21 protein-coding genes are annotated in these 25,919 nt (G+C 68.1%); 10 read left to right on the top strand and 11 right to left on the bottom strand.

What is annotated here, in order from left to right; genetic code table 11:
* The first annotated feature begins 261 nt into the window (after positions 1-261).
* On the top strand, positions 262-4,428 hold the full coding sequence (locus RTW82_RS13710; protein WP_316925409.1) for an EAL domain-containing protein: 4,167 nt from the start codon (positions 262-264) through the stop codon (positions 4,426-4,428).
* Between the two features lie 90 nt (positions 4,429-4,518).
* On the opposite strand, the gene RTW82_RS13715 is transcribed toward RTW82_RS13710, so the two are convergent.
* Positions 4,519-5,163: a DUF6348 family protein gene (locus tag RTW82_RS13715; protein WP_316925410.1), complete on the bottom strand. Its 645-nt coding sequence runs from the start codon at positions 5,161-5,163 to the stop codon at positions 4,519-4,521.
* Positions 5,164-5,313: 150 nt separating this feature from the next.
* Between RTW82_RS13715 and RTW82_RS13720 the strand changes: the two genes are divergently transcribed.
* From RTW82_RS13720 to glyA, 4 genes are all read left to right on the top strand, one after another.
* A complete protein-coding gene (locus RTW82_RS13720; RefSeq protein ID WP_316925411.1) occupies positions 5,314-5,778 on the top strand; it encodes a hypothetical protein in 465 nt (154 codons plus the stop codon).
* Entirely contained in the window at positions 5,775-6,470 is a 696-nt protein-coding gene (locus RTW82_RS13725; protein WP_316925412.1) for a DUF4241 domain-containing protein, read from the top strand. The genes RTW82_RS13720 and RTW82_RS13725 overlap by 4 nt, the downstream gene beginning before the upstream one ends.
* A gap of 429 nt (positions 6,471-6,899) precedes the next feature.
* Complete coding sequence (locus RTW82_RS13730) at positions 6,900-8,777, top strand: hypothetical protein (protein WP_316925413.1); 1,878 nt, start codon at positions 6,900-6,902, stop codon at positions 8,775-8,777.
* A gap of 100 nt (positions 8,778-8,877) precedes the next feature.
* A complete protein-coding gene (gene glyA, locus RTW82_RS13735; RefSeq protein WP_316925414.1) occupies positions 8,878-10,131 on the top strand; it encodes a serine hydroxymethyltransferase in 1,254 nt (417 codons plus the stop codon).
* 563 nt (positions 10,132-10,694) lie between these two features.
* Here the strand turns inward: glyA and RTW82_RS13740 are convergent.
* The 7 genes from RTW82_RS13740 to RTW82_RS13770 all read right to left on the bottom strand — a co-directional run bounded on the left by RTW82_RS13740 (position 10,695) and on the right by RTW82_RS13770 (position 18,928).
* Entirely contained in the window at positions 10,695-13,082 is a 2,388-nt protein-coding gene (locus RTW82_RS13740) for a TonB-dependent receptor (protein WP_316925415.1), read from the bottom strand.
* Positions 13,083-13,147: 65 nt separating this feature from the next.
* On the bottom strand, positions 13,148-14,095 hold the full coding sequence (locus RTW82_RS13745; RefSeq protein WP_043244481.1) for a FecR domain-containing protein: 948 nt from the start codon (positions 14,093-14,095) through the stop codon (positions 13,148-13,150).
* A complete protein-coding gene (locus RTW82_RS13750) occupies positions 14,092-14,607 on the bottom strand; it encodes a sigma-70 family RNA polymerase sigma factor (RefSeq protein WP_021218785.1) in 516 nt (171 codons plus the stop codon). Before RTW82_RS13750 ends, RTW82_RS13745 begins: the two co-directional genes overlap by 4 nt.
* 87 nt (positions 14,608-14,694) lie before the next feature.
* Entirely contained in the window at positions 14,695-15,666 is a 972-nt protein-coding gene (gene yjiA, locus RTW82_RS13755; RefSeq protein WP_316925416.1) for a GTPase, read from the bottom strand.
* Positions 15,667-15,768: 102 nt separating this feature from the next.
* Complete coding sequence (locus RTW82_RS13760; protein ID WP_021218787.1) at positions 15,769-15,972, bottom strand: YbdD/YjiX family protein; 204 nt, start codon at positions 15,970-15,972, stop codon at positions 15,769-15,771.
* 13 nt (positions 15,973-15,985) lie between these two features.
* A complete protein-coding gene (locus tag RTW82_RS13765; protein ID WP_271660024.1) occupies positions 15,986-18,052 on the bottom strand; it encodes a carbon starvation CstA family protein in 2,067 nt (688 codons plus the stop codon).
* A gap of 369 nt (positions 18,053-18,421) precedes the next feature.
* The gene (locus RTW82_RS13770) at positions 18,422-18,928 is read right to left on the bottom strand and encodes a DUF3015 domain-containing protein (protein ID WP_316925417.1); all 507 of its coding nucleotides are present in this window, start codon (positions 18,926-18,928) and stop codon (positions 18,422-18,424) included.
* A gap of 219 nt (positions 18,929-19,147) precedes the next feature.
* On the opposite strand from RTW82_RS13770, the gene RTW82_RS13775 reads away from it, so the two are divergent.
* From RTW82_RS13775 to RTW82_RS13785, 3 genes are read left to right on the top strand one after another with little or no spacing between them, the layout of a single operon-like run.
* Positions 19,148-20,353 carry a DUF3142 domain-containing protein gene (locus RTW82_RS13775; protein WP_316925418.1) on the top strand — a complete coding sequence of 402 codons (1,206 nt, stop codon included), beginning with the start codon at positions 19,148-19,150 and terminating at the stop codon, positions 20,351-20,353.
* Complete coding sequence (locus RTW82_RS13780) at positions 20,340-22,511, top strand: hypothetical protein (protein WP_316925419.1); 2,172 nt, start codon at positions 20,340-20,342, stop codon at positions 22,509-22,511. The genes RTW82_RS13775 and RTW82_RS13780 overlap by 14 nt, the downstream gene beginning before the upstream one ends.
* Positions 22,512-22,564: 53 nt before the next feature.
* Positions 22,565-22,933, top strand: coding sequence for a PilZ domain-containing protein (locus RTW82_RS13785; RefSeq protein ID WP_021218792.1), 369 nt, complete (start codon positions 22,565-22,567; stop codon positions 22,931-22,933).
* A 3-nt stretch (positions 22,934-22,936) separates the two neighbouring features.
* On the opposite strand, the gene radA is transcribed toward RTW82_RS13785, so the two are convergent.
* The 3 genes from radA to RTW82_RS13800 form a co-directional block, all read right to left on the bottom strand.
* Positions 22,937-24,298: a DNA repair protein RadA gene (gene radA, locus RTW82_RS13790; protein WP_316925420.1), complete on the bottom strand. Its 1,362-nt coding sequence runs from the start codon at positions 24,296-24,298 to the stop codon at positions 22,937-22,939.
* Positions 24,299-24,337: 39 nt separating this feature from the next.
* Entirely contained in the window at positions 24,338-24,619 is a 282-nt protein-coding gene (locus RTW82_RS13795) for a YdcH family protein (protein ID WP_021218794.1), read from the bottom strand.
* A gap of 77 nt (positions 24,620-24,696) precedes the next feature.
* Positions 24,697-24,936, bottom strand: coding sequence for a YdcH family protein (locus tag RTW82_RS13800; protein ID WP_043244487.1), 240 nt, complete (start codon positions 24,934-24,936; stop codon positions 24,697-24,699).
* A gap of 159 nt (positions 24,937-25,095) precedes the next feature.
* Here RTW82_RS13800 and RTW82_RS13805 point away from each other — a divergent pair, with 159 nt between their 5' ends.
* Together RTW82_RS13805 and mscL are read left to right on the top strand one after the other, a co-directional pair.
* Positions 25,096-25,383, top strand: coding sequence for a DUF1272 domain-containing protein (locus tag RTW82_RS13805; protein ID WP_021218796.1), 288 nt, complete (start codon positions 25,096-25,098; stop codon positions 25,381-25,383).
* Between the two features lie 63 nt (positions 25,384-25,446).
* The gene (gene mscL, locus RTW82_RS13810; RefSeq protein WP_031287489.1) at positions 25,447-25,869 is read left to right on the top strand and encodes a large-conductance mechanosensitive channel protein MscL; all 423 of its coding nucleotides are present in this window, start codon (positions 25,447-25,449) and stop codon (positions 25,867-25,869) included.
* Positions 25,870-25,919 lie beyond the last annotated feature (50 nt).

Raw genomic sequence — 25,919 nt, forward strand, 5'->3', positions numbered from 1 at the left:
GGGTATAGGGCGGGGCGCAGGCGCTCCCGCGCGCGTGCGGCAAAGCTACCGGAATGGGCGAAACAGGGCAAACGACGCTCGTCGGCCATGCTGGCACTTCGCCTCACTTCAAGGCATGCTAGCCGGCTTGCATCAGCCGGACTACAGTCAGTCGGCAAGCACCACCCTGCCTTTTTCGTCGTCACCGCAGGATTTCGCCCAGTGCCCAAGCTTCGCCCTTCCACTACCCCGCGTGCGCCCGGAGAGCCGTACGGCCCGCCGATGCATCGCTCGGTGAAGGGCCTGCTCGTGATCCTCGTGCTGTCGATGCTCGGCCTGCTCCTCTGGCAGCTGCAACAGGAGTACCACCAGCTCCAGGACAGCCAGCGACAACGCAGCCAGGAGCTGGCACGGGAAATGTCCAGCCACCTGGAAGGCAGCATGGAGTTCAAGGCCCAGGCCGGCCTCGCCTTCCTCTCCCAGAGCGCCCGCCAGCCGTCCATCAACCCCGAGCTGCTGGACAACCTGCGGCGCATCTACCCGGCCATGCGCAGCATCGCCTGGCTCACCCCCCGTGGCGGCATCGCCGCCGACAGCGGGGAAGGCGCCGACGACGCCCTGTTCGTCGCCAGCCTCTACCAGCGCTCCGCCGGCCAGCCCGTGCACTTCGCCTTCAGCGCCCAGGCCGGCGGCCAGCTGTACCTGATCCTGCGGGACGTGCAGGCCAACAACGCCTGGCTCCTGCGCCTGGCGCCGCGTGCGCTGCACAACTGGATCCGCGAGCAGGAGCGCGCCCAGTCCGGCTGGCTGCTGGAGGACCGCTTCAGCGCCCGCGTGCTGCTGCACAGCGGCAAGCTCGACAAGGACAGCCCCATCGTCATGCCGGTGACCGCCGAGGAAGAGTCGCAGACGCTGTTCCTCGCCCCCCTCGCCCACAGTGACTGGCAGCTGCGCGCGCTCTACGACGAACGCCAGGTGCAGGCCCAGTTGCTGCCCGGCCTCATCGGCCGCTTCGCGCTGTTCCTGATCTGCGCCACCCTGGCCACCATCGCCCTGTTCGTCCTGCAGCGCGAACAGCGCAACCTGCGCGAGATCAACGACGCCTCGCGGCGCTCCCTGCGTCAGGCGGCCAGCGCCCTGGGGGTGATCGAAGAGCGCGTGGTGGTGACCTGGACCGACGGCGTGGTGTGCTACCTCAACGCCCGCGCCGAGGCGTTGTTCGGCATGAGCAGCGAAGAATCCCAGGAGTACCACCTGCTGGCCCTGCTGCCAGGGCTGGACCCGCTGCTGCTGCACGCCACCACCTTCCCCAACGACCTCGGCCCGGACCTGGTGCCCGCCGGCGTCGACGGCGAGCAGCGCCTGTTCGCCGTGACCCGCAACGACCTCAACGATGGCGCCAAGCTGATCGGCTACGTCTGGGTGCTGCGCGACGTCACCGAAGAGCAGCAGGCCCTGCGCGTGCTGCAGGAAACCCGTCGGCGCTACCAGGACATCTTCGAAGGCACCGGCGTCGCGCTCTGCGTGCTGGACCTTTCCGGCCTGCGCGAATACCTGTTCCAGCTGGGCCTGCGCGACACCCAGGCCCTCGGCCAGTGGATCACCGCGCACCCCGAACAGCACATGGAGCTGCAACAGCGCCTGCGCATCACCGAGGTCAACCAGTTCGCCCTGCGCCTGCTGGGCGTCGCCAGCACCGAGCAGGCCTGGCAGCAGTTGGTCGGCCACGGCCCGTTGCGCGATGGCGGCATCCGCGCCCAGCTGATCGGCGCCGTACTCGGCAGCCAATCGCAGATCGAGCTGGAAACCCGCCTCGTCACGCCCCAGGGCACCGAGCGCCACCTGTGGGTGGTGCTGCGCCTGCCGGAAATGATCCAGGACCTGCACGCCGTCACCCTGAGCATCAGCGACATCACCAGCCGCAAGCGCATCGAGCTGTCGCTGATCGAGCGCGAGCGCTTCTGGTCGGACGTGGTGCTGGCCGTGCCGGACACCCTCTACGTGCACGACATCGGCAACCGCAAGGTCATGCTCAGCAACAACCGCCTCGGCCAGCAGCTCGGCTACAGCCGCAGCGAGCTCAAGGAGATGGGCGAGCGCTTCTGGGAGCAGGTGCTGCACCCGGACGACGAGGAACAGTACTGGCGCATGCGCAACCTGCAACAGGTGGTCGGCGACGGCCTGCTGCTGCAATGCCAGTTGCGCTGGCGCCATCGCGACGGCAACTGGCACTGGTTCGACATCCGCGAGCAATCCCTGACCCGCGACGAGCAGGGCCGGGTCAGCCGCCTGATAGGCGTGGCCAAGGACATCACCGAGCAGATCGAAGCCAGCGAACTGATGCGCGACAGCGAGCGGCGCTACCGCCTGCTGGCCGAAAGCATCAGCGACGTGATCTTCACCAGCGACCGCCAGCTGCAGCTCAACTACGTCAGCCCCTCGGTGCAGCCGGTGCTCGGCCTCAGCGCCGAATCGGTGGTCGCCAACGGCTTCAACACCGCCGTCGCCGACCCACGGCAGATGGCCCCGCTCTACGTGCTGCTGGACCAGGTCAGCAACGCCCTGGGCAACCCCCAGCGCTTGGCCGAACTGCGCGCCCGCCTGCCGGCCCAGCTGTTCCTCTTCGACTGCCTGCGCGCCGACGGCCGCAAGATTCCCGTGGAACTGCGCATCATGCTGATGTGGGACGAACACGGGCAGTTCGAAGGGCTGCTCGGCGTCGGCCGCGACATCAGCCAGCAACGCCGCGCCGAGAAGGACCTGCGCATGGCGGCGACGGTGTTCGAGCACTCCACCTCGGCCATCCTGGTCACCGACCCGGCCGGCTATATCGTCCAGGTCAACGAAGCCTTCAGCCGCATCACCGGCTATTCCTCGGCCGAAGTGCTCGACCAGCTGCCCTCGGTGCTCACCGCCGACCGCCAGCAGGCCACCCAGCTCAACTACATCCTCGGCCAACTCAACCAGCGCGGCAGCTGGGAGGGCGAAGTCTGGCTCAAGCGCCGCCAGGGCGATGCCTATCCCTCGTGGATCGGCATCACCGCAGTGCACGACGAGGAAGGCGACCTGGTCAGCTACGTGTGCTTCTTCAGCGACATCAGCGAGCGCAAGGCCAGCGAGCAGCGCATCCACCGCCTGGCCTACTACGACGCCCTCACCCACCTGCCCAACCGCACCCTGTTCCAGGACCGCCTGCACACCGCGCTGCAGCACGCCGAGCGGCACCAGGAGTGGGTGGTGCTGATGTTCCTCGACCTCGACCGTTTCAAGCCGATCAACGACTCCCTCGGCCATGCCGCCGGCGACCGCATGCTCAAGGACGTGGCCATCCGCCTGGCGGCCTGCGTCGACGACGACGACACCGTGGCGCGCATGGGTGGCGACGAATTCACCCTGCTACTGCAACCTCGCGCCACCCGCGAAGGCGCGCTGAACCGCGCCATCAGCGTGGCCGAGCAGATACTCGCCAGCCTGGCCCGCCCCTTCGTGCTGGAAGGCCGCGAGTTCTTCGTTACCGCCAGCATCGGCATCGCCCTCAGCCCCCAGGACGGCCGCGAGCTGAGCCAGCTGATGAAGAACGCCGACACCGCGATGTACCACGCCAAGGAACGCGGCAAGAACAACTTCCAGTTCTACCAGGCCGAAATGAACGCCCGCGCCCTGGAGCGCCTGGAGCTGGAGGGCGACCTGCGCCACGCCCTGGAGCAGCGCGAATTCATCCTCTATTACCAGCCGCAGTTCTCCGGCGACGGCAAGCGCCTCACCGGCGTCGAGGCGCTGCTGCGCTGGCAGCACCCCAAACGCGGCCTGGTGCCGCCCAACGACTTCATCCCGGTGCTCGAAGAACTCGGCCTGGTGGTGGACGTCGGCGACTGGGTGGTGCGCGAAGCCTGCCGCCAGCTCAAGCACTGGCACCAGCAGAAGATGCGCCTGCCGAAGATCTCGGTGAACATCTCCGCGCGCCAGTTCGCCGACGGCCAGTTGGTGGAACGCATCTCCGGAATCCTCGCCGACAGCGGCCTGCCGCCCGCCTGCCTGGAGCTGGAGCTGACCGAATCCATCCTCATGCGCGATGTCAGCGAAGCGATGCAGATTCTCGCCAGCCTCAAGCGCCTGGGCCTGTGCATCGCGGTGGACGACTTCGGCACCGGCTACTCTTCGCTCAACTACCTCAAGCAGTTCCCCATCGATGTGCTGAAGATCGACCGCAGCTTCGTCGACGGCCTGCCCGACGGTGAGCGCGATGCGCAGATCGCCCGCGCCATCATCGCCATGTCCCACAGCCTCAACCTCGCGGTGATCGCCGAAGGCGTCGAGACCCACGCCCAGCTGGAGTTCCTCCGCGAACACGGCTGCGACGAGGTGCAGGGCTACCTCTTCGGCCGCCCCATGAGCCCCGAGCAGTTCGAGGCCCAGTTCGGCGGCGCCGCGCTGTTCATGCTCAGTTGAGCACCTCGAACCACCAGGCCAGCCCCACGCAAGAGCCCCGCTAAATGCGGGGCTCTTGCGTTGCAGCGGGACCGTTCCGGGCAAACACCGTCAGGCGGGGATCGGCTTGACCACCAGGAAGTGCCGCACGCTGTAGTACGCCTGCGAATCCTGCCAGCCCAGGCGCGAGAGGCTGTCCATGCCGGCCTGCCAGGCGTCGTTGTCGAACAGCGCCTCTACCGTGCGCTGGTTGCTGAAGGCGCAGAAGAAGTGGCGGAACCAGTGGATGCGTGCGTCCAGCGGCTGGGCGCGGATCTGCGTCTCGATACTGGGGAACAGCTCGGCGGGCAGCTCCGGCACCTTGCCATCGGCGCCCCGCAGGCCGAGGTTGCCCAGGTGCGCCTCGAAGCGCTGCTCGCCCACCTGCCAGGTCTCCACCATCACCTGCTCCTCGTCGACATGGCCCCACAACGCCGAGAGCAGCACGTGGAAGCTGTTGCGGCAGAAGTTCTGCCAGGCGTCCTGCAAACCCGACTCGCCCTCGCCCAGGCCGACGAAGGCTTCCTGGAACTGGCGGTTGTCGTCTTCCAGCAGCACATCCACGTTCAGCCGTCCGGTCTGCTCGCCGGGGTACCAGGTGGCGCGGATGGCCGGCAGCCGGCCCCCGGGGGCGACCCAATCGTCGTGCACGACGAACTCGACGCCATGGGACTCAAACAGTGCAGCCAGACGCTGCGTAACGAATACCGGTTCCATCTTCGATCCTTGTGCAATGATGGCGCCCGACGCGGGCCGAAACGGCGCGTAGATTACCTTGCTTCAGCGGCCCGAGCGGGGCGCCGATCAATGAATGCGATAGGACTCCGGCATGCCCCACCCTCCTATGTCCAGCGTCCGGTGGCCGCGGTGAAGCCGCCCATTTGCGCGCTCTGCCACAAGCCCTGTGTGTGCGACGGCCTGGCCGATTGCGGGCGCTGGATCACCTTCGCCGACTACCGGCCCCTGCCACCCGGCGCCGCAGGGCACCCGGCCGGGCTCGAATGGTTTTGCCGCCAGCACCGGGACGCCGCGGCGGAATGCTCGGGGCTCGCCAGCGAACAGGCCATGGCCTGGCTGACCGCCCACCACGGTGACCCCGCGCCAAGCAGCAGCCGGCCCTCGGCAGCGGAGCTATGGGTCACGGATATCGGCCCACAGCCGATCAAGGTGCTCGCGCTCTTGAGGCAGGCCGACCAGCTCTCGCCCGCCCAGGCCCGACAGCGCATGCAGCCTGGCAGCTTCCGGGTTTTGAGCGCCGATCCACACAGTCTCAGGCGCTGGCATGAGATCTTCTCGGCCACTGGCGCACAGATGGAGTACCGCTGCCCATGAACCGACACTTCGCCGGGCTCGCCCTGCTGCTGGCCCTGCCAGCGCTCCACGCCGAGGCCGCCGCCCCGAAGGACCACCCGCTCTTCGATGCCGCCTTCACCGAGGGCTACCAGGTGCAGGTGGAGGGCCAGGACTACCGCCTCCATACACAGGCCATCGGCGAGCTGGAGCTGCCCACCGGGCAACTGGTGGCCTGCGACCCGCTGGTGAGTTGCGACGGCCCCTTCACCCAGGCCGTGCCCAAGGGCCGCTATCCGCTGCAGCTGGCCATCGCACGGATCGGCGATGACGAGCGCGTGGCCTTCGCCCGCATCGTCTTCGCCCCCGGCCCGGCGACCCGCTGGGAGATGGCCCTGGTGAAAGGCCAGGACCCGATCACCCTGGGCCCGGACGAGTTCTTCGGCTACGGGGTGGACAGCGGCACCGGCGGCTTCATGGACGCCGCCGCCCTGCGCAGCTACGAGGCCCGCCGAGACCAGGAAGGCGAGGCCTTCGACGAGCGCCTGTTCGCCGAACTGGACAAGACCTACCAGCACACCCGCAGCTGGTACCTGCTGCCGACCGACGCCGGCAATGTGGCGTTCTTCTCCAGCGGCTACGGCGACGGCGCCTACCCCAGCTACTTCGGCTACGACGCCGACGGCCGGCTGGTGGCGGTGGTGACCGATTTCCTGTTGCTGCCTGAGCGCTGACAGCGAGCTGGAAGCTGCAAGCTGCAAGCTGCAAGCTGCAAGCTGCAAGCTGCAAGCTGCAAGCTGCAAGCTGCAAGCTGCAAGCTGCAAGCTGCAAGCTGCAAGCTGCAAGCTGCAAGCTGCAAGCTGCAAGCTGCAAGCTGCAAGCTGCAAGCTGCAAGCTGCAAGCTGCAAGAGCCTGGGGGATCGGCGGATACCGTCAACACCTGGGCTTATTTGTCTCCGCAGCCCGGGCGTAGGGTGGACCACGCTTCACCGGTCCACCCTTCGAGGTCATGCCGAACACCGCTCCACCTCGCCGCGAAACCAGTTTCGTGATCCCCGACAGGCCCGTACCGGGGGCCTTGCCGTAAGATCGCGCCATCACCGCCCAGCGCCCCGCCCGACCAGCCCGCCATTGACCGGCGACGACGAGACAAGGAGCCCGCCATGTCCTGGTGGAAACGCTTTACCCGCAACGCCGATACCCGCCAGACCACCCCAGCCGCCCCGACCGCCGAGGCGCAGGCTGCCCCCGAACAAACCAGCATCGAGCTGCGCCAGGGCACTGCCGAGTTCGAGCGCTTCATCACCGAGGCCGAGCTGGAACAAGGCAACCTCGCCCATGGCGCCGAGCACCTGGCCGAGCTGCTGAAGTTCGCCCCGGGCAACCCCGAATGGCTGGCCCTGGCCGAACGCTACCTGCAAACCGCCGGCACCCCGGCTGAAGCCGTGCTGCTGCCGCCGAGCGATCAGCGCTACGCCGCCACCGAGGCCCTGCGTTGCTGGATCATGGCCCGCGAAGGGCGGGTCGCCGACGCGGTGGACCTGCTCCTGCACGTCATCGACGCCACCCCCGAAAGCGACTACCTCGACGCCTGGGCCCTCGGCTGGCTGGAACCGGCCGGCGCCCTGGAGCAGCTGGATGCCGACCTGCAGATGCGCCTCTACGGCCGCGTCATCCAGCGCACCCCGGAAGCCCGCGAAGCCACCGCCCACGACCTCGCCAACACCCGCCGCTGGGCCGCACTGGCCAGTCGCATCCAGCCTTCGGACGATTTCGTCGCCCAATGGGCCATGCTGCACATCGGCCTGCTGCGCCGCGCCGCCCTGTTCGACCAGGCCTTGGAACTGGCCGGCCCAGTGCAGCAACAGGACTGGCACCAGGCGACCGCACGGGGCCTGGTGCTGCGCCAGCAGGGCCGCCCGGCGGAGGCCGACCAGGCCTTCAGCCAGGCCATGCAGCAGCAACCGGAGGAGCTCAGCACCTACCTGGAGGCCGGCGACACCTGGTTGGAGAACCAGGGCTGGGCCCAGGCGATCAGTTGGTACGACCAGGCCCTGGCGCTGCACCCGGAACATGCCTGGGCCGCCCCCTCGCGGGACTACTGCCAGTGGCGCGCCACGGGCGACGACGCCCTGCTGCAGCGGGTGATCGACGCCGCCAAGGCCGATAACGAGCGCGCCTACCAGCTGTGGTTCCTCGCCAGCGGCGCCCCGCCCCAACCCAACGACGCCAGCGCCAACGTCCTGCGCAAGATCCGCGACAGCCTGCTCGATGGCAGCTACAACGGCTCGCCCGGCGACAGCATCACCCTGCGCACCAGCTCCCTGGAGGCGCCGAGCAACGTCCTCGCCATCACCCTGGAGCTCGCCGCCCATGGCCTGGCCGGTTGCAAGGTGGAGGTCACCGCCGAATCCATCGCCCAGCCCGACCCGCGCCAGCCCCTGGGCCCGGTCGCCCACCGGCTCTGGCGCTACGAGGGCGACCAGGCGCAACCGGCTCTGCCGCCGCCGGGAGCAAAGGTCAGCGCGCTGATCGCCGGGCTCGCAGCCAAGCCTTATGCCCGCGCCAACTGGGCCCAGGCCAGCCATGTGGCCGCCGGCCTGGAGGCTGACGAAGCGTTGCAGGTGCTGGCGACCCTGGTGCACCCGCCGGCGGTGCCCGACCGCTCGATCTCCGCACTGGTCTGGCTCACCCGTGTACAAAGCGCCGCCGCCCAGGTGCTGGCCCATCTCGACGGTGGCTGGGAAGGCTCGCGGCGCCGCGAACTGCTGCTCTGCGCCCTGTTCGGGCCCAGTGACTGGACCACGGTGGCGGCCATCCGCGTGCTGGCGGCCATCGCCCACGACGAACCGGCCCATGCGTTGGACATCCACACCTGCTTCGAACAGCTGGAAAGCCAGCGCCCCGACGACGGCTACTGCTGCTGGCTGGAGCCGCTCTACGAGAGCTGGCAGCAGCTGCCGCTGCTGTTCGACCATGAGCGCGAGACCCTGCGCCAGAAGCTCGCCCAGTTGCAGGAAGACGACAGCGATTCCGCGTGAATGCCACTTGTCTGTCGTATGACCGACCTTCATGTGTCAGCCAACGACCTATGAGTTAGAATGCGCGCCTTTCCACGTACCGATCCCTGAGAGGACCGCCATGTTCAGCCGTGATTTGACCCTCGCCCGCTACGATGCAGACCTCTTCGCCGCGATGGAGCAGGAAGCCCAGCGCCAGGAAGAGCACATCGAACTCATCGCCTCCGAGAACTACACCAGCCCGGCGGTGATGGAAGCCCAGGGTTCGGTACTGACCAACAAGTACGCCGAGGGTTACCCGGGCAAGCGCTACTACGGCGGTTGCGAGTACGTCGACGTCGTCGAGCAACTGGCCATCGACCGCGCCAAGGAACTGTTCGGTGCCGACTACGCCAACGTCCAGCCCCACGCCGGTTCCCAGGCCAACGCCGCCGTCTACCTGGCCCTGCTGTCGGCCGGTGACACCATCCTCGGCATGAGCCTGGCCCACGGCGGTCACCTGACCCACGGCGCCTCCGTCTCCTCCTCCGGCAAGCTGTACAACGCCGTGCAGTACGGCATCACCGACGCCGGCCTGATCGACTACGACGAAGTCGAGCGCCTGGCCGTCGAGCACAAGCCGAAGATGATCGTCGCCGGCTTCTCCGCCTATTCGCAGGTCCTGGACTTCGCCCGCTTCCGCGCCATCGCCGACAAGGTAGGTGCCTACCTGTTCGTCGACATGGCCCACGTGGCCGGCCTGGTCGCCGCCGGCGTATACCCGAACCCGGTGCCCTTCGCCGACGTGGTCACCACCACCACCCACAAGACCCTGCGCGGCCCGCGCGGCGGCCTGATCCTCGCTCGCAAGAACGAAGAGATCGAGAAGAAGCTGAACTCCGCCGTCTTCCCCGGCGCCCAGGGTGGCCCGCTGGAGCACGTCATCGCCGCCAAGGCCGTGTGCTTCAAGGAAGCCCTGCAGCCCGAGTTCAAGACCTACCAGCAGCAAGTGGTGAAAAACGCCCAGGCCATGGCCCAGGTGTTCATCGACCGCGGCTTCGACGTAGTCTCCGGCGGTACCCAGAACCACCTGTTCCTGCTGTCCCTGATCAAGCAGGACATCACCGGTAAGGACGCCGACGCCGCCCTGGGTCGTGCCTTCATCACCGTGAACAAGAACTCGGTACCCAACGACCCGCGCTCGCCCTTCGTCACCTCCGGCCTGCGCATCGGCACCCCGGCCGTCACCACCCGTGGCTTCAAGGAAGTCGAGTGCCGCGAGCTGGCCACCTGGATCTGCGACATCCTCGAGAACATGGGCGACGAGTCCGTGGTCGACCGCGTTCGCGAACAGGTCAAGGCCGTCTGCGCCAAGCTGCCGGTCTACGGCAACTAAGCGTCAGCGCTGACGAAAAAGCCCGGCTTATGCCGGGCTTTTTTGTGCCTGTCGCACAGGCCGTGGGAGCGCTGCGCGGCCCTTGGCAAATGAATTCGCCCCTACAGGCACGGGGTATCTCGGGGGTGGATGGCGCTCTTTTCATCCACCAGCGGAGCCGAACCGGGCTCCGCTGCGGTGGACCGGTGAAGCGTGGTCCACCCTACACTTGCCGGACACAACGTGCCGGCGGCCCTTGGCGAATGAGTCCGCCCCTACCGGCACGGGGTACGTCGGGGTGTAGGGTGGATGGCGCTCTTTTCATCCACCAGCGGAGCCGAACCGGGCTCTGCTGCGGTGGACCGGTGAAGCGTGGTCCACCCTACACTTGCCGGACACAACGTGCCGGCGGCCCTTGGCGAATGAGTTCGCCCCTACAGGCACGGGGTACGTCGGGGTGTAGGGTGGATGGCGCTTTTTCCATCCACCATGGGGATTGCCGGCCGCCCCGATGGTGGGCTGAAGCCCACCCTACGCTCTACGAATACCGACCGTAGCCCGGGCTTCAGCCCGGGAACGCCCCCTCAGAAACCGAATGTCGCCGACACCAGCCAGGTGCGTGGGGTGGAGAGGGTGAGGCCGGTGGCGGTGCCGTCGGGGACGTTGGCGGAGGCCCAGTAGGCCTTGTCCATGACGTTCTCCACGCTGGCGCGCAGGGTCACGTCCGTCTCGCCCACGGCGAAGGCGTAGCGCGCGCCCAGGTCGTAGCGCTGCCAGGCGTCGGCCTTCTGGGTGTTGGCCTGGTCGAGGTACTGGGCGCCGGTGTGGATGGCCCGCGCGGTGAGGGTCAGCCCCTGCACCTGGGGCAGGTCCCATTCCAGGCCGAGGTTGGCATTGAGGATGGGCGCGCCGATGGCGCGGTTGCCGTCGTTGGTGCCATTGGCGGTGCGGGTCAGTTCGGCGTCCAGCAGCATGGCGCCGCCCAGTACGCGCACGCCTTCCAGCGGTTCGCCGAATAGGTTCAGCTCCAGGCCCTGGTTGCGTTGCTCTCCATCGGGGCGCAGGTAGCCGTTCTCGGTGTAGTAGGCGGGCTTCTCGATGCGGAACAGGCTGAGGGTGGTGACGAGGCTGCCCCTGTCGTACTTGATGCCCGCCTCCACCTGCTTGCTGCGGTAGGGCGCGAACACCTGGCCGGCGTTGTTGGCCGTCTCCGGGGCGGTCTGGCCCTGGGTCAGGCCTTCCATGTAGTTGGCGTAGAGCGACAGTGCCTCGGTGGTGCGCCAGACCACGCCCAAGGCCGGCGAGGTGGCGCTTTCGTCATAACGCTGGTCGGGCTCGCCCGGCTCGGAGCTGTCCACCTCAACCCGCTGCAGACGCGCGCCCAGGGTCAGCAGCACCTGGTCGTCGGCGAAGCTCAGGGTGTCGGCCAGCGCCAGGCTGGAGAGCACGCTCTCGGTGTGGGTCGGGTTGTCGGCGGCCGTGGGCGTGAGCGGCACCGGCAGGGTCACCGGGTCGAACAGGTTGCTCACGCCATTGGCGTAGCGCGCACCGCTGTTGTCGAAGGTCATGTCGAAACGGTTGAGGCTGAGGTTGAGGGTGTGCCCCACCGAGCCCGTGGAGAACCAGTTGCGCAGGCCCACAGTGGCCGTACGCACCTCCTCCTCACGCTGGAAGGCCCGCGGGCTGACCACGAAGCGCCCGGCGTCGTTGGTCAGCTGCACCGCATGGCGGAGGAAGTCGTAGTCGCCCCGGCGCGCACCGGCGGCGGCGTAGAGCATCAGCGACTCGCTCAGGTCGTACTCGCCGCGCAGGGCGCCGAAGGTGTCCTTGGCGCGGGAGTAGGTCCAGGGCTGGGCGAAGTTGTGGTGGATGTCTTCGGCGTCCGGCACCTTGACCCCGGCGTTGAGGCCGACCCGCTCCATGGGCCCGTCGACATCGCGCTCCTGGCGGCCCAGGTCGAGGAACAGGCGCACCCGCTCGGCGCGCAGGTCCAGCCCCAGGACGGCGGAATCACGCTCCAGGCTCTGGTGGTCCCACTCGGTGTCGCCGGATTGCTTGACGCCGTTGAAGCGCAGGCCGAAGCGCTGGTCGTCGCCGAAGCGCCGGCCGATGTCCACGTGCCCACCCAACTGGCCGGAAGACGCGTGCAGGGCGGTGAACTCGGTGGTCGGTTCGTCACCCGCGCGCTTGGGTTCGATATTCACGCTGCCGCCGACGCTGCCATTGGGTGCCAGGCCGCCGAGCAGGGCGCCCGGGCCCTTGAGGATGTCGACCCGCTCGACCATCTCCATGTCGATGGAATAGGTGGGCAATACGCCGTAGAGGCCGCCATAGGCAACATCACTGTTGTACAGGCTGTAGCCCCGGATGGAGAACTGCTCGAAGCGCCCGGCGGAGGGGTTGGTGCTGCGCACCGAGGGGTCGCTGGCGACCACGTCGGCGAGGGTGCGGGCCTGCTGGTTCTTTACCGCCTCGCTGGTGTAGGAGGTGAGGTTGAAGGGCGTCTCCATGAAGTCCCGCTCGCCCAGCATGCCCAGCCCGCCACGACGGGAAACCTGGCCGCCGGCGTAGTGATCGGCGCTGGCGCCGCTGCCCTGCCCGGTGATGGCGATCGGCTGCAGCTGCTGCACGTTGCCGCCCTGGTCGGGCACCGGCAGCAGGGTGTAGCTGCCCTCGCCGGCCGGCTGCAGCATCAAGCCGGAGCCCTGGAGCAGACGGGCGAAGCCCTCCTCCACGGCGAAGTCGCCGTTCAAGCCGGCACTGCTGCGCCCGGAAACCAGGGACGGGTCGACGGACAGGCTAACGCCCGCCTCGCCAGCGAAACGGGTCAGCGCTGCGCCCAGGCTGCCGGCGGGGATCTGGTAGCTGCGGCGCGCACCGTCGTCGGCCCAGCTGGCGGCAGACAGGCCGGCACAGCCCAGGGCCAGAAGCAGAGGCATCGCGCAGGGACGGAAGTAAAGGACTGCAGACATCGAAAGGCTCTCTTTTTCGTTCTATTGCCAGTGATGACAGGCGAGCCGAAAAAAAGGGACAGCCCTCATGCAGGCGATTGCCGTGGCACCAGCGACACCCAGTAGCGGGTGCGGTAGTGCAGCTCGATGGGCAGGCTGGCGGCCAGCAGGGCCAGGGCCTTGTCGGTGTCTTCCAGGCGGAAGGTGCCGGTCACGGCGAGGGTTTCCAGCGCCGGGTCCCAGCGCAGCACGCCGGGTCGGTAGCGATCCAGCTCGCGCAGCACTGCACCCAGGCCACGGTTCTCGACGATCAGCACACCCTGCTGCCAGTCGGGCTGGCGGGTGTCGAAGGCTTCCACCCGGCCCACAGCGGAAGCGCCCAGGCCGGCACGCTGACCCGCCTGCAGGGTGACCGGCATGCCCTGGACAGGCTCCAGCCGCACCGTGCCGCGCGCCACCGACACCAGGCAGCCGTGGTCGAACTGGCGCACGCAGAAGCGCGCGCCCGAGGCCTGCAGGCGACCATCGCGGGTCTGCACCTGCAACTCGCTGGCGCCGTCCAGGGCGATTTCGCCGTCGACCAGGGCGAGCTGGTGGCGACCGTCGGTGAAATCCAGGTTCACCGCGCTGGCGGTGTTGAGCTGCAGGCGCGTGCCGTCGGGCAGCTCCAGCGAACGACGCTCGCCGGTGGCGGTGCGCAGGTCGGCGCTCCAGTTGGCGATGGGCATCTGCCGCCAGGCGAGCCAGCCGGCGGGTGCCAGGGCGCCGAGAGCGAGCATGCGCTTGAGGGTGGTGCGCCGCCCCAGGTCCGGGCGGTCGAGGCTGGCCAACGCCAGGGCGCCGGGCAATTGGGCGAAGCGCTGGCGCAACGCCTGGGCCTTCTGCCAGGCCTGTTCGTGGTCGCCGCTGCGGGCGCGCCAGCGTTGCAATTCGGCATGGTCGGCCTCGCGGGCGCCGCCGGACTCCAGCAGCGTCAGCCAGTGCGCCGCTTCCCGCGCCACCTGGCGGGCCTGGGCCGAGGGCTGGGCACTCACAGGTCCACCAGCAGGCAGTGCTCGTAGGCCTTGGCCATGTAGCGCTTCACCGTGCGTTCGGATACGTCCAGGCGCAGGGCGATGCTGGCGTAATCGAGGCCTTCGAGCTGCGACCAGAGGAAGGCGCGGCGCACCGCCAGCGGCAGGCCGTCGAGCAGTTCGTCCAGCGCCTGCAGGGTTTCCAGCAGCAGCCAGCGCTGTTCGGGCGAAGGCGCTTGCGCCTCCGGCAGGCTGGCCAGGGCGTCCAGGTAGGCGCGTTCCAGGCTGCGGCGCTGGTGGTGGTTGATCAGCAGGCGCTTGCCGACGGTGAGCAGGTAGGCCCGTGGCTCCTGCAGGCGCGGCAGCGGTTTGTCCTGGTGGGCGGCGAGCACGCGGACGAAGGTGTCCTGGGTCAGGTCCGCAGCATCCCAGGCGTTGCCCAGGCGCCGCCGCAGCCAGCTTTCCAGCCAGCTGCGGTGTTCGCGATAGAGGGTATTGAGACAGGGTTCGGGTGCCGCAACTGCATCGTTCATGGGTGGCACGCCGGAGGGGTAAATGGAATCAAATGCGAGTGATTCTATTTACTTTTCATCTGCATTCCAACCCTGCGAGTCACCCTTTCAGGCCTGCACCTCGGCGAAACCGGCGCGGATGCGCTCCTCCGGCAAGCCGTCGCCAATGAACACGATCACGCTCTCGCGCGACTCGCCCTCCGCCCACTCGCTGTCCCAGTCGAAGCCGTAGAGGCGCAGCACCCCCTGGAACACCATGCGCCGGTCCTCGCCGGCGATATCCAGCACGCCCTTGTAGCGCAGCAGTGCATTGCCGTGCTCTTCCAGCAGGCCTTCCATGAAGGTGCTGAGCTTGTCGAGGTCCAGCGCCTTGTCGCTCTTCAGCACCAGGGTGGAAATTCGGTCGGTGGAGCCGGCCGGGGTCAGCGGGCGCAGGCTCAGGCCGGAGCCGATATCGGCGTTGAGGTTGAAGCCGCGTACGTCGAGCAGTTCGGCCAGGTCGATACGGCCGTGGTCGACCATGCGGATCGGCGCGCGGCGGTTGATCCGTGACAGCCGCTGGCTGAGGGCCTCGAAGTGGGCGTTGTCCACCAGGTCGCGCTTGCTCACCAGGATGCGATCGGCGAAACCGACCTGGGCCTGAGCGATGGTCTCGGCCAGGTGGCGCTCGGCGTTGGCGGCGTCCACCAGGGTGATGATGCCGTCCAGCACGTAGCGCTCGCAGAGCTCCTCGTCGGCGAAGAAGGTCTGCGCCACGGGTGCCGGGTCGGCCAGGCCGGTGCACTCGATCACCAGCCGGTCGAAGGCCAGCTCGCCGGCGTCCAGGCGCTCCAGTAACAGGTACAGGGCCTTCTCCAGCTCGACGTGGATGGAGCAGCAGACGCAGCCGTTGGCCAGGGTCATCACCTGCACCGGCTCGCTGCCGAGCAGTTGGCCGTCGATGGGCGTCTCGCTGAATTCGTTTTCGATCACCGCGATCTTCAGGCCGTGCTCGGCCTTGAGGATGTGCTTGAGCAGCGTGGTCTTGCCGGCGCCGAGAAAGCCGCTGAGCACGGTGACGGGGATGGGTGTCGGGTACATCGTGATCTCCAAAAGACACGCGCCACGACTCAGCGTGGCGCGTGGTTAGAACTCAACCTGTCTCGCCAGGCGCCGCGAGCGCAGCAGCCTGGCGAAGCACGTTTAACAGCAGCGGATGGGTCGTCCTTTGCCGCCACCGTAGCGCGCTTCCTGGCGCTCGCGGAAGAACTCCTCGTAGCTCATCACCGGTTTGTCCGGGTGCTTGCCCCGCATGTGCTCGACGTAGTTGTCGTAGTCGGGCATGCCGACCAGCATGCGCGCGGCCTGCCCCAGGTACTTACCCATGCGGCTCAGGTCATTGAACATGCGCGTTCACTCCTCAGGCATCCGGGATCGGCTGGAAGGGCGATTCCTTGTCGGTGCGCTCCGGCTTGGCCCAGGCTCTGCGTCCCACCTTGATGGCGTAGAACAGGATGCTGAGGACCACGAAGAGGAAGAGCACGGTCAGGGTCGAGTTGGTGTAGGCGTTGAAGATCACGTGCTGCATCTGCGCCATGTCCTTGGCCGGGGCCAGGATCTGGCCGGCGTCGGCGGCGTCGCTGTATTTCTTGGCCAGGGCCAGGAAGCCCACCGCCGGGTTCGGGTCGAGCAGCTTGATCAGGCCCGCGGTGGTGGTGCAGATCAGCAGCCAGGTGGCCGGCACCAGGGTGACCCAGACGTAGCGCTGGCGCTTCATCTTGATCAGCACCACGCAGCCGAGCATCAGGGCGATACCGGCGAGCATCTGGTTGGAGATGCCGAACAGCGGCCACAGGGTGTTGATGCCGCCCAGCGGGTCGATCACGCCCTGGTACAGCAGCCAGCCCCACATGGCCACGCAGCCGGCGGTGGCGATGACGTTGGCGGTCCAGGACTCGGTGCGCTTCAGCGCCGGCACGAAGTTGCCCAGCAGGTCCTGCAGCATGAAGCGCCCGGCACGGGTACCGGCGTCCACCGCGGTGAGGATGAACAGCGCCTCGAAGAGGATCGCGAAGTGGTACCAGAACGCCATGGTGTTCTCGCCCGGCAACACCTGGTGGAGGATCTGCGCGATGCCCACGGCCAGGGTCGGCGCACCACCGGCACGGGCCAGGATGGTGTGCTCGCCGATGTCACGGGCGGTGGCCTCCAGCACTTCCGGGGTGATGGTGAAGCCCCAGCTGCTGACGGTGGCCGCCACGCTGGCGACGTCGGTGCCGACTACGGCCGGCGGGCTGTTCATGGCGAAGTACACGCCCGGCTCGATCACCGAGGCGGCGACCATGGCCATGATGGCGACGAAGGATTCCATCAGCATGCCGCCGTAGCCGATATAACGGGCATGGGATTCGTTGGCCAGCAGCTTGGGCGTGGTGCCGGAGCTGATCAGCGCGTGGAAGCCGGACACCGCGCCACAGGCGATGGTGATGAACAGGAAGGGGAACAGGCCGCCCTTCCACACCGGGCCGGTGCCGTCGACGAACTGGGTCAGCGCCGGCATTTTCAGCTCGGGCATGGTCACCAGGATGCCGATGGCCAGGGCGATGATGGTGCCGATCTTGAGGAAGGTCGACAGGTAGTCACGGGGCGCCAGCACCAGCCACACGGGCAGCACGGCGGCGACGAAACCGTAGCCGATCAGCATCCAGGTGATCTGCACGCCGGTGAAGGTGAAGGCCGGGCCCCAGACCGGGTCGGCGGCCACCTGGCCACCGAGCCAGATCGACAGCAGCAACAGCACCACGCCCACCAGCGAAATCTCGCCGATACGGCCCGGGCGGATGTAGCGCATGTAGATGCCCATGAACATCGCGATGGGGATGGTCGCCATCACCGTGAACATGCCCCAGGGGCTCTCGGCCAGGGCCTTGACCACGATCAGCGAGAGCACCGCGAGGATGATGATCATGATCAGGAAGGCGCCGAACAGCGCGATGGTGCCGGGTATCTGGCCCATCTCCTCGCGCACCAGCTCGCCCAGGGAGCGGCCGTTGCGACGGGTGGAGATGAACAGGACCATGAAGTCCTGCACCGCACCGGCGAGCACCACGCCGGCAATCAGCCAGAGCGTGCCGGGCAGGTAGCCCATCTGCGCCGCGAGTACCGGGCCCACCAGCGGGCCGGCGCCGGCGATGGCGGCGAAGTGGTGACCGAAGAGGATGTGCTTGTTGGTCGGGACGTAGTCCAGGCCGTCGTTGTTGAGCAGCGCGGGGGTCGCGCGGGTCGGGTCCAGCTGCATCACCTTGGTGGCGATGAACAGGCTGTAGTAGCGGTAAGCGACAAGGTAAAGGGCAACGGCTGCGACTACGATCCACAAGGCGTTGATCGCCTCGCCGCGGCGTAGTGCGACCACACCCAAGGCACATGCGCCGACCACCGCCAGCACTGCCCAGGGCAGGTGGCGCGTGACGCTATTGTTATTGTTCATAGGGAACTCCGAATGGATAGACAGACAAGCTGCCGCACAAGCTTAGCCGCTCCCCGGCGAAACTGAAGTCAGACCTTGGTCTAGAGCCTTCGGCCGCGGTCGTCGGGGTGGTCGGACGGTGTCGAATCCTGGGGGTGGTGAGTGCTTGCACGTGGTGGTGAGGTGGCTGGAGGAGAGCGGTGGGCTGAAGCCCACCCTACGCCCACCCTGTGCCCTGAACCCTAGGCCTGCGCCAGGCCTTGTAGGTCGGGTGCAACCCGACATTTCGGCGCACAGGGATTCGCGGAGTTCACCCGCCCTGCCCAGGCAGCCCAATCACCGGGCATGAAAAAGCCGGGCATCGCCCGGCTTCTTGGTTACCGCTGCCGATCAGGCCGGCTGCTTGGCGTAGCGCGCCAGTTGCTGGTCGCGGCTCATCACTTCCAGGGTGTTGGCCAGCACCTGCTCGCCGGTTACGTCCGGGGCGGAGAAGATGGTGGAGAAGTTCTCCTGGGCGACCTTGGCGAAGTGGGCGCGGTCGCCCTGCTCCACGCCCAGCAGGGTGGCGTAGGCGTCCAGCGCTTCGCCCTGGCCCTGGGCCATGTCTTCGGCAATGTTGTCGAGCATGCCGTTCATGGCCAGCATCGAGCGGCCGCCGTAGCCGATCTTGGCGCCGACATCGCAGCCGTTGGTACCGGAGGTCATGCCGAAGGTGGCGTTACCCGAGGTGCCGTTGGTGGTAGTGGCCAGGAAGTGCGGTGCGAAGCCGCGCTGACCTTCGAACAGCATGTTGCCCCAGCCGCAGCCGTTACCACCGGCAGCGTCGGCATGTGCCGCCACGCTACCCACGCTCAGAAGTCCCACAATCACGCCTTTGACCAGCAGTCGGTTGTCCATTAGCTGCACTCCACAATCATCAATAGGGGTAAATCCGCCTAAGCAGCTTTGGCGACACTTGGCGAACTGTCAAACCAGGCGGCCCTGCCGTGCGCCCAATGACCATGCCGCTTGCGGGGATGTGACGAAGTTGGCGGGCAGCCCTTGCCGGCCTAGCGGATTGGGCGTCTAATCCGCCGCGAACGGGCCTCGCGCCCGGGCCACGTCACGATGAAGACCATGTACGGCCTCCCCCGCCGCTGGATCGCGGCCCTCTTCTTCCTACTCGCATTGACCGGCGGCTGCCGCGAAGAGGCGTCCCTGCCCTTCGACCAGCAACTCTACGTCTGGCAGCGCCAATGGCTGCCCGCCCACGCCGAAGCCCTCGCCGCCAGCCACGCCGACTTCTCCACCCTGCGCGTGCTCGCCTTGCAGGCCCACCCCGGTGCCGGCTGGTCGCGCATCCGCGTCGACGCCCCGCTGCTGCGCGCCGATGGCCGGCCACTGGTAGCGGTGGTACGCCTCGACGGCCAGCTGCCGCAACTGGACGCGCAACGGGCACGGGAGGAAATCACCGCGCTGCTGGCCGACTGGCAGGCCGCCGGCCTCACCCCCCAGGCGCTGGAGATCGACCACGACTGCGCCAGCGCGCGCCTGCCCGGCTACACCCGCTTCCTCGCCGAGCTGCGCCAGGCCCTGCCACCGGGCCTGCGCCTGGGCATCACCGCCCTGCCCGCCTGGCTGTCCAGCCCGGAGCTTGACGCACTGCTGGCCCAGGTGGACGGCAGCGTGCTGCAGGTCCACGGCGTCAGCGCTCCGGAGCAGGGGCTGTTCGATGCCGACAAGGCGTTCGCCTGGGCACAGCGCTGGGCCGAACGCAGCGAGCGCCCCTTCCTGCTCGCCTTGCCCGCCTACGGTGCCGGCCTCATCAGCAGTGCCAGCGGCGCCCAGGTGGAAAGCGAAGCGCCGCTGAACCTGGCCGGCGAGCGCCGCGAACTCAGCGCCGACCCGCAGCAGGTCGCCGCCCTGGTACAACGCCTGCGGGATGAACGCCCCGCCCACCTCGTCGGGCTCATCTGGTTCCGCCTGCCCCTGCCGGGCGACCGCCGCGCCTGGCCCCTGGCGACCTTGCGCGCCGTGGCCCGGGGCGAGCCCCTGGCCGCGGCACTGGCCGTCCAGGTGGAACGCCCACGGGATGATGACCTGCGCGAACTCAGCCTCACCAATACCGGCAATGCCCCCGGCCCGCTGCCGCAGCGGCTGGACATCGCCGCCCGGGACTGCCAGGCCTTCGACGCCCTGCCCGGCTACCGCATGCAACGCAGCGACACGGGCCTGGTGCTGGAGCGCCAGGCCGCCGCCGACCTCGCCGCCGGCCAGCGCCGTGCGCTGGGCTGGGCCCGCTGCTCCGAACTCGATCAAGGAGGAATCCATGTACGCCCCTGAGCGTCGCCCCGCCCGTCTCGCCCTGGCCATCGCCCTCGCCCTGCCGCTCGGCAGCGCCCTGGCCTGCGGCCCGGACTTCTCCATGCGCCTGCTGGACGACCGCGCCAACAGCCTGGCCGAGCTGCCCGAGGGCAACTTCGCCTTCGAGATCAGCCGCCTGGCACCGCCCATCCCCGGGCTCAAGCAGGTCACCGAAGCCAGCCTGGTGCCGCGCTGGGAGGAGGACAACGGCGCCTACCTGCAGCAGCGTGACGAGCGCGAGAAAAGCGAACTGGGCGAAGCGATGTGGCAGCGCGTGCAGGCCCTGCGCGGCCTCGATGACGCCCAGCGGGCCGAAGCGGAAGGCCAGGACCTGCCCGCCGAAATCCGCCTCTACACCGCCGGCGCCGTAGCCTTCCAGGGCGACCCGCCGCTGGCCGTCGACTACTTCCGCCGCGTCCTCGCACTGCCGGACGCTGAGCGTCGCACCCGCAGCACCTGGGCCGCCTACTCCATGGGCCGCACCCTGGCCGCCAGCAGCCGGGCCCTGCCCGCCAGCGACGAAGTGCTCAGCGACGAGGAAATCACCCAGCGCCTGCACGCCAATGCCGAAGCCGCCAGGGAGGCCTTCCGCCTCACCCGCACACTGGCCATCGAGGGCTTCGACGACCCGCTGGAGCTGGCCGCCGCCAGCCTCGGCGAGGAAGCCCTGCTGGCCAAGGAGGCCGGCGACTGGGGCGAGGCCATCCGCCTCTACGCCAACCAGGCGACGCTGCACTCCAACACCGGCTACAGCTCCCTGCGCCAGCTGAGCGGGGAGCTGGCGCGCATGCCCGACGAGCAACTGGTGCCGCTGCTGGCGCTGCCCGAGGTGCAACGACTGCTGACGGTGCGCCTGCTCACCCGGATCGGCTGGTTCTACGACGAACAGCCCAACGGCGAGCAGCACCTGGCCGAATTGCTGATGGCCCTCGACGCCGCCGAACTGCCCAACGCCGACCGTCTCGCCGCGCTCGCCTACCGCGTCGGCCGCTACGACGATGCCGGACGCTTCCTGGCCAAGGCCGGGGACAGCGGCCTCGCCTGGTGGTTGCGGGCCAAGCTGGCCCTGCGTGCCGGCGACACCCCGCGCGCCGCCGAAGCCTACGCCCGGGCCGCCAAGGCCTTTCCCGAGGACGAGAAATGGGGCGCCCGGCGCACCGCCGGCTGGGAGTGGGAAACCATCACGCCGCGTTGCCGGGTGGAAGGCGAAAGCGCCATCCTCGCGCTGCAGCGCGGCGACTACCTGGAGGCTTTCGACAACCTCTACCGCAGCGGCGAGATCTACTGGATGGATGCCGCCGCCGTGGCCGAGCGGGTGCTCACCCTCGACGAGCTGAAGGGCTACGTGGACGCCAAGGTCGTCGCGCCGCCCGCCCCAACCCAGGAAGACCGCGACGCCTATCGCCCGCAACCGGTGGCCGCCTCCCTGCGCGAGCTGCTGGGCCGCCGCCTGCTGCGCGAAGGCCGCTACGACGAAGCCCCGGCCTATTTCGAGAGCGACGAGCTGCGCGCCGCCGCCCTTGAATACGGCCAGGCCCGCGAACAGGCGCAAAGCCGCTGGACCGGCATCGGTCGCGCCGAGGCCTACTACACCGCCGCCCGCCTGGCCCGCCGGCAGGGCATGGAGCTGCTGGGCTACGAGATGTCCCCGGACTTCCACGTTCTGGGCGGCAACTTCGCCTTCACCCAGGTGAACCCGCTGCAGGCCGGCGGGCTGCTCTCCGCCGGCGAGGTGCAGCGGCAGAACGCCAATCTGGCCCAGCCCAACCTGCGTTACCACTACCGCTGGGTCGCCGCCGACCTCACCGAGCGCGCCGCCGACGACCTGCCCCATACCAGCCAGGCCTTCGCCGCCGTGCTGTGCAAGGGCAGCGGCTGGGTGCAGTACAGCGACCTCCCCCGCGCCCAGGCCATCTACCGGCGGTACGTCGAGCACGGCCCTTTCGTGGAATGGGCCGGCAATTTCGGCATGAACTGCGAGGAGCCGGACTTCGAAAGCGCCCACGGCCGCCTGTGGGAAGAACGTGAACAGGCCGTGCGCGATGGGTTCTACTCCATCAGATACGGCCTCGCTGCCGGCGCCGCGCTGTTGCTGGGTGCCGCCGGCGCCTGGCTGTGGCGACGTCGCTCCCGATGAGCGGCAGCCCCGAGCCTTGTCTATAGTTGTGTGAATTGAGCAGGAGCCATGCCATGAGTGACACAGACAACGAGCGCCGACGCTTTCACCGCATCGCGTTCGATGCCGCCACCGAGATCGCCCAGGACGAGCGTCGCTGGAACGTCGAGCTGCAGGACATCTCCCTGAAGGGCCTGCTGGTGGAGCGCCCGAGCAACTGGAACGGCGACCCCGACCAGCCGTTCCTGGCCACCGTCCGCCTCAGCGGCGACACCCAGGTGCGCATGGAGGTGGTGCTGACCCGCGTGCAGAAAGACCAGCTGGGCTTCGTCTGCCAGCACATCGACCTGGATTCCATCGCTCACCTGCGTCGCCTGGTGGAACTCAACCTCGGCGACGAGGACCTGCTGGAACGCGACCTCGCCGCCCTGGTAGAGAAGTAGGGGTCACTCGAACAGGGCATCCAGCGCCTGTTCCAGGCGCGTTACCGCAATCACCCGCAGCCCCGGGGGCGCCTCCTTCGGGGCGTTGCCCTTGGGCACGATGGCGCGCTTGAAGCCGTGCTTGCCCGCCTCCTTCAGGCGCTCCTGGCCGCTCGGTACCGGGCGCACCTCGCCCGACAGGCCCACCTCGCCGAACACCAACAGGTCATGCTCCAGCGGGCGGTTGCGCAGGCTCGACATGATCGCCGCGATCAGCGCCAGGTCGGACGCCGTCTCCAGCACCTTGACCCCGCCCACCACGTTGAGGAACACGTCCTGGTCGTGGGTGGGAATGCCGCCGTGGCGGTGCAATACCGCCAGCAGCATGGCCAGGCGGTTCTGGTCCAGGCCCAGGGTGACCCGGCGCGGGTTGGCCAGGTGGCTGGTGTCCACCAGGGCCTGCACCTCCACCAGCATCGGCCGCGAACCTTCCCAGGTGGCCATGACCACGCTGCCGGGCACCGCTTCCTGGGCACGGGTGAGGAAGATCGCCGACGGGTTGGAAACCTCCTTCAGGCCCTTGTCGGTCATGCCGAACACGCCCAGCTCGTTGACCGCGCCGAAGCGGTTCTTCACCGCCCGCAGCAGGCGCAGGCGGCCATCGGACTCGCCCTCGAAATACAGCACGGTGTCGACCATGTGCTCCAGCACGCGCGGGCCCGCCAGGGCGCCTTCCTTGGTCACGTGGCCGACGAGGAAGATCGCCGTGCCGCTCTGCTTGGCATAGCGCACCAGCAGCGCCGCGCTCTCGCGCACCTGGGCCACGCCGCCGGGGGCGGACTGCAATTGCTCGGTGAAGATGGTCTGGATGGAGTCGATCACCATCACCTTGGGCTTTTCCACCCGGGTGGTGGCGATGATGCTTTCGATGCAGGTCTCGGTCATCACCTTGAGCTTGTCTTCCGGCAGCCCGAGGCGGCGGGCGCGCATGGCGACCTGCTGCTGGGATTCCTCACCGGTGACATAGAGCGCGGGGAAGCGCGAGGCGATGTTGCACAGGGTCTGCAACAGAATGGTGGACTTGCCGATGCCGGGGTCGCCGCCGATCAGCACCACCGAGCCGTCCACCAGGCCACCACCGAGCACGCGGTCGAGCTCGGCGGAAGCGGTGGAAAAGCGCGGCATTTCCTCGACGCTGACTTCGGCCAGGGTCTTGATCTGCGCCTGGCCACCGGCCCAGCCGGCGCGCCCGCTGGGGGGCGCGGCGCCGTCGATGACGGTTTCAACCAGGGTGTTCCAGGCCCCGCAATCGCCGCACTGGCCGGCCCATTTGGGGAAGGTCGAGCCGCACTCGGTGCAGCCGTACATGCGCTTGGCCTTGGCCATCAGCGGACTCCGTCAGACGAAAGCCCGCATGATAGCGGATCAACCCTTGCAGGCGCGCCCGCAGCCGCAGCAGCCTTCCTTGCGCTCCGGCGCCTTGAGCGCCTGCAGGTTCTGCAGCAGGCCATCGCGGCGCATACGCAGGGCCTGGAGGCTGGAACCGTCCAGCGGCTCGCTGCCCTGCTCGATGCGGCCGATGCGCTTTTCCAGCAGCTCGTACTGTTCGCGCAGGCGCGCCGTGCGCTCTTCGGCGCGACGCGCCTCGTACAGGGCCTTGCGGTCACGCTCGGGGGCGGCATTGGGAAGGGTGTCGTAGACGGTCATGGCGACGGCTCCGGAAGGGGAAATGGGCGCCAGACTACCCAGCGCGCCCTCCCGCCGTTTTGACGCCGATCAACGCCTCAATGGCTCTTCAGCAGCTGGGCGATCTCGTCCTTCAGGGCCACCCGCTGCATTTTCAGGCTGTGCAGGGCGAGGTCATCGAGGGCGTGCTTGCCGTCCTCCACTTCATAGATGCGGGCGTCGAGGCGCTGGTACTCCTGCGCCAGACGGGAAAAATGCACGTTGTGCTGGAGCATTTCGCGCATCGTGTCGCGATGTTCGGGGAACTCGCGGTCCAGGGGGTGATGTTCGAGCGGCATGGTCGGGCTCCTCACTGGCGAAAACTCCCTTGAGGCTAGACCAAGCAGCCGCGATGTCGCCGGCCGATGCACCACCGGGAGGTTTTCAGTGAACAGTCGTGGCTGTGCGCCGGCCCCTGGAAGCACTAGGATGGTCCGCCTGACCGAGGAGAACCCCCGATGCTGGAGCTGCGTCCTAGCTGTGAAGCCTGTTCCCGCCCCCTGCCGCCATCGAGCGCCGATGCACGCATCTGCTCCTTCGAGTGCACCTTCTGCGCCGCCTGTGCCGAGCGCCTGGAGAACGTCTGCCCCAACTGCGGCGGCGGTTTCTACCCGCGCCCGGTGCGGCCGAAGGTATTGCTGAACCGCTACCCCGCCACCGGCGTGAGGGTGGAAAAACCGGTGGACAGCCGCGTCCATGCCGATTTCTGCAGCCTGTACCGGCACATGGAACCGCAACATCGCTGAGATGGCAGGGTCAGAACACTCGGTTACACTTTCAGCCCATAACCAGACCCAGGGGAGCGGTACATGAGCCTATTGAACGAATTCAAAGCCTTCGCGGTGAAAGGCAACGTGGTCGACATGGCGGTGGGCATCATCGTCGGCGCGGCCTTCGGCAAGATCGTCTCGTCCTTCGTCGGCGACGTGGTCATGCCCCCCATCGGCCTGCTGATCGGCGGCGTCGACTTCACTGACCTGGCCATCACCCTCAAGGCCGCCCAGGGCGATATCCCGGCGGTGGTGCTGAGCTACGGCAAGTTCATCCAGACGGTGCTCGACTTCGTCATCGTCGCCTTCGCCATCTTCATGGGCGTGAAGGCCATCAACAAACTCAAGCGCGAAGAAGCCGTAGCCCCCTCCGCCCCGCCGGTCCCTACCCCGGAGGAAGTGCTGCTGACCGAAATCCGCGACCTGCTCAAATCGCAGCAGCAGGACAAGCAGCAACCCTGAGCGGATTGCAGCGATGAAGAACGGCGCCCACGGGCGCCGTTCTTGTTTCA

Source organism: Pseudomonas sp. zfem005 (assembly GCF_032621735.1).
Classification (GTDB): Bacteria; Pseudomonadota; Gammaproteobacteria; order Pseudomonadales; family Pseudomonadaceae; genus Metapseudomonas; species Metapseudomonas solani.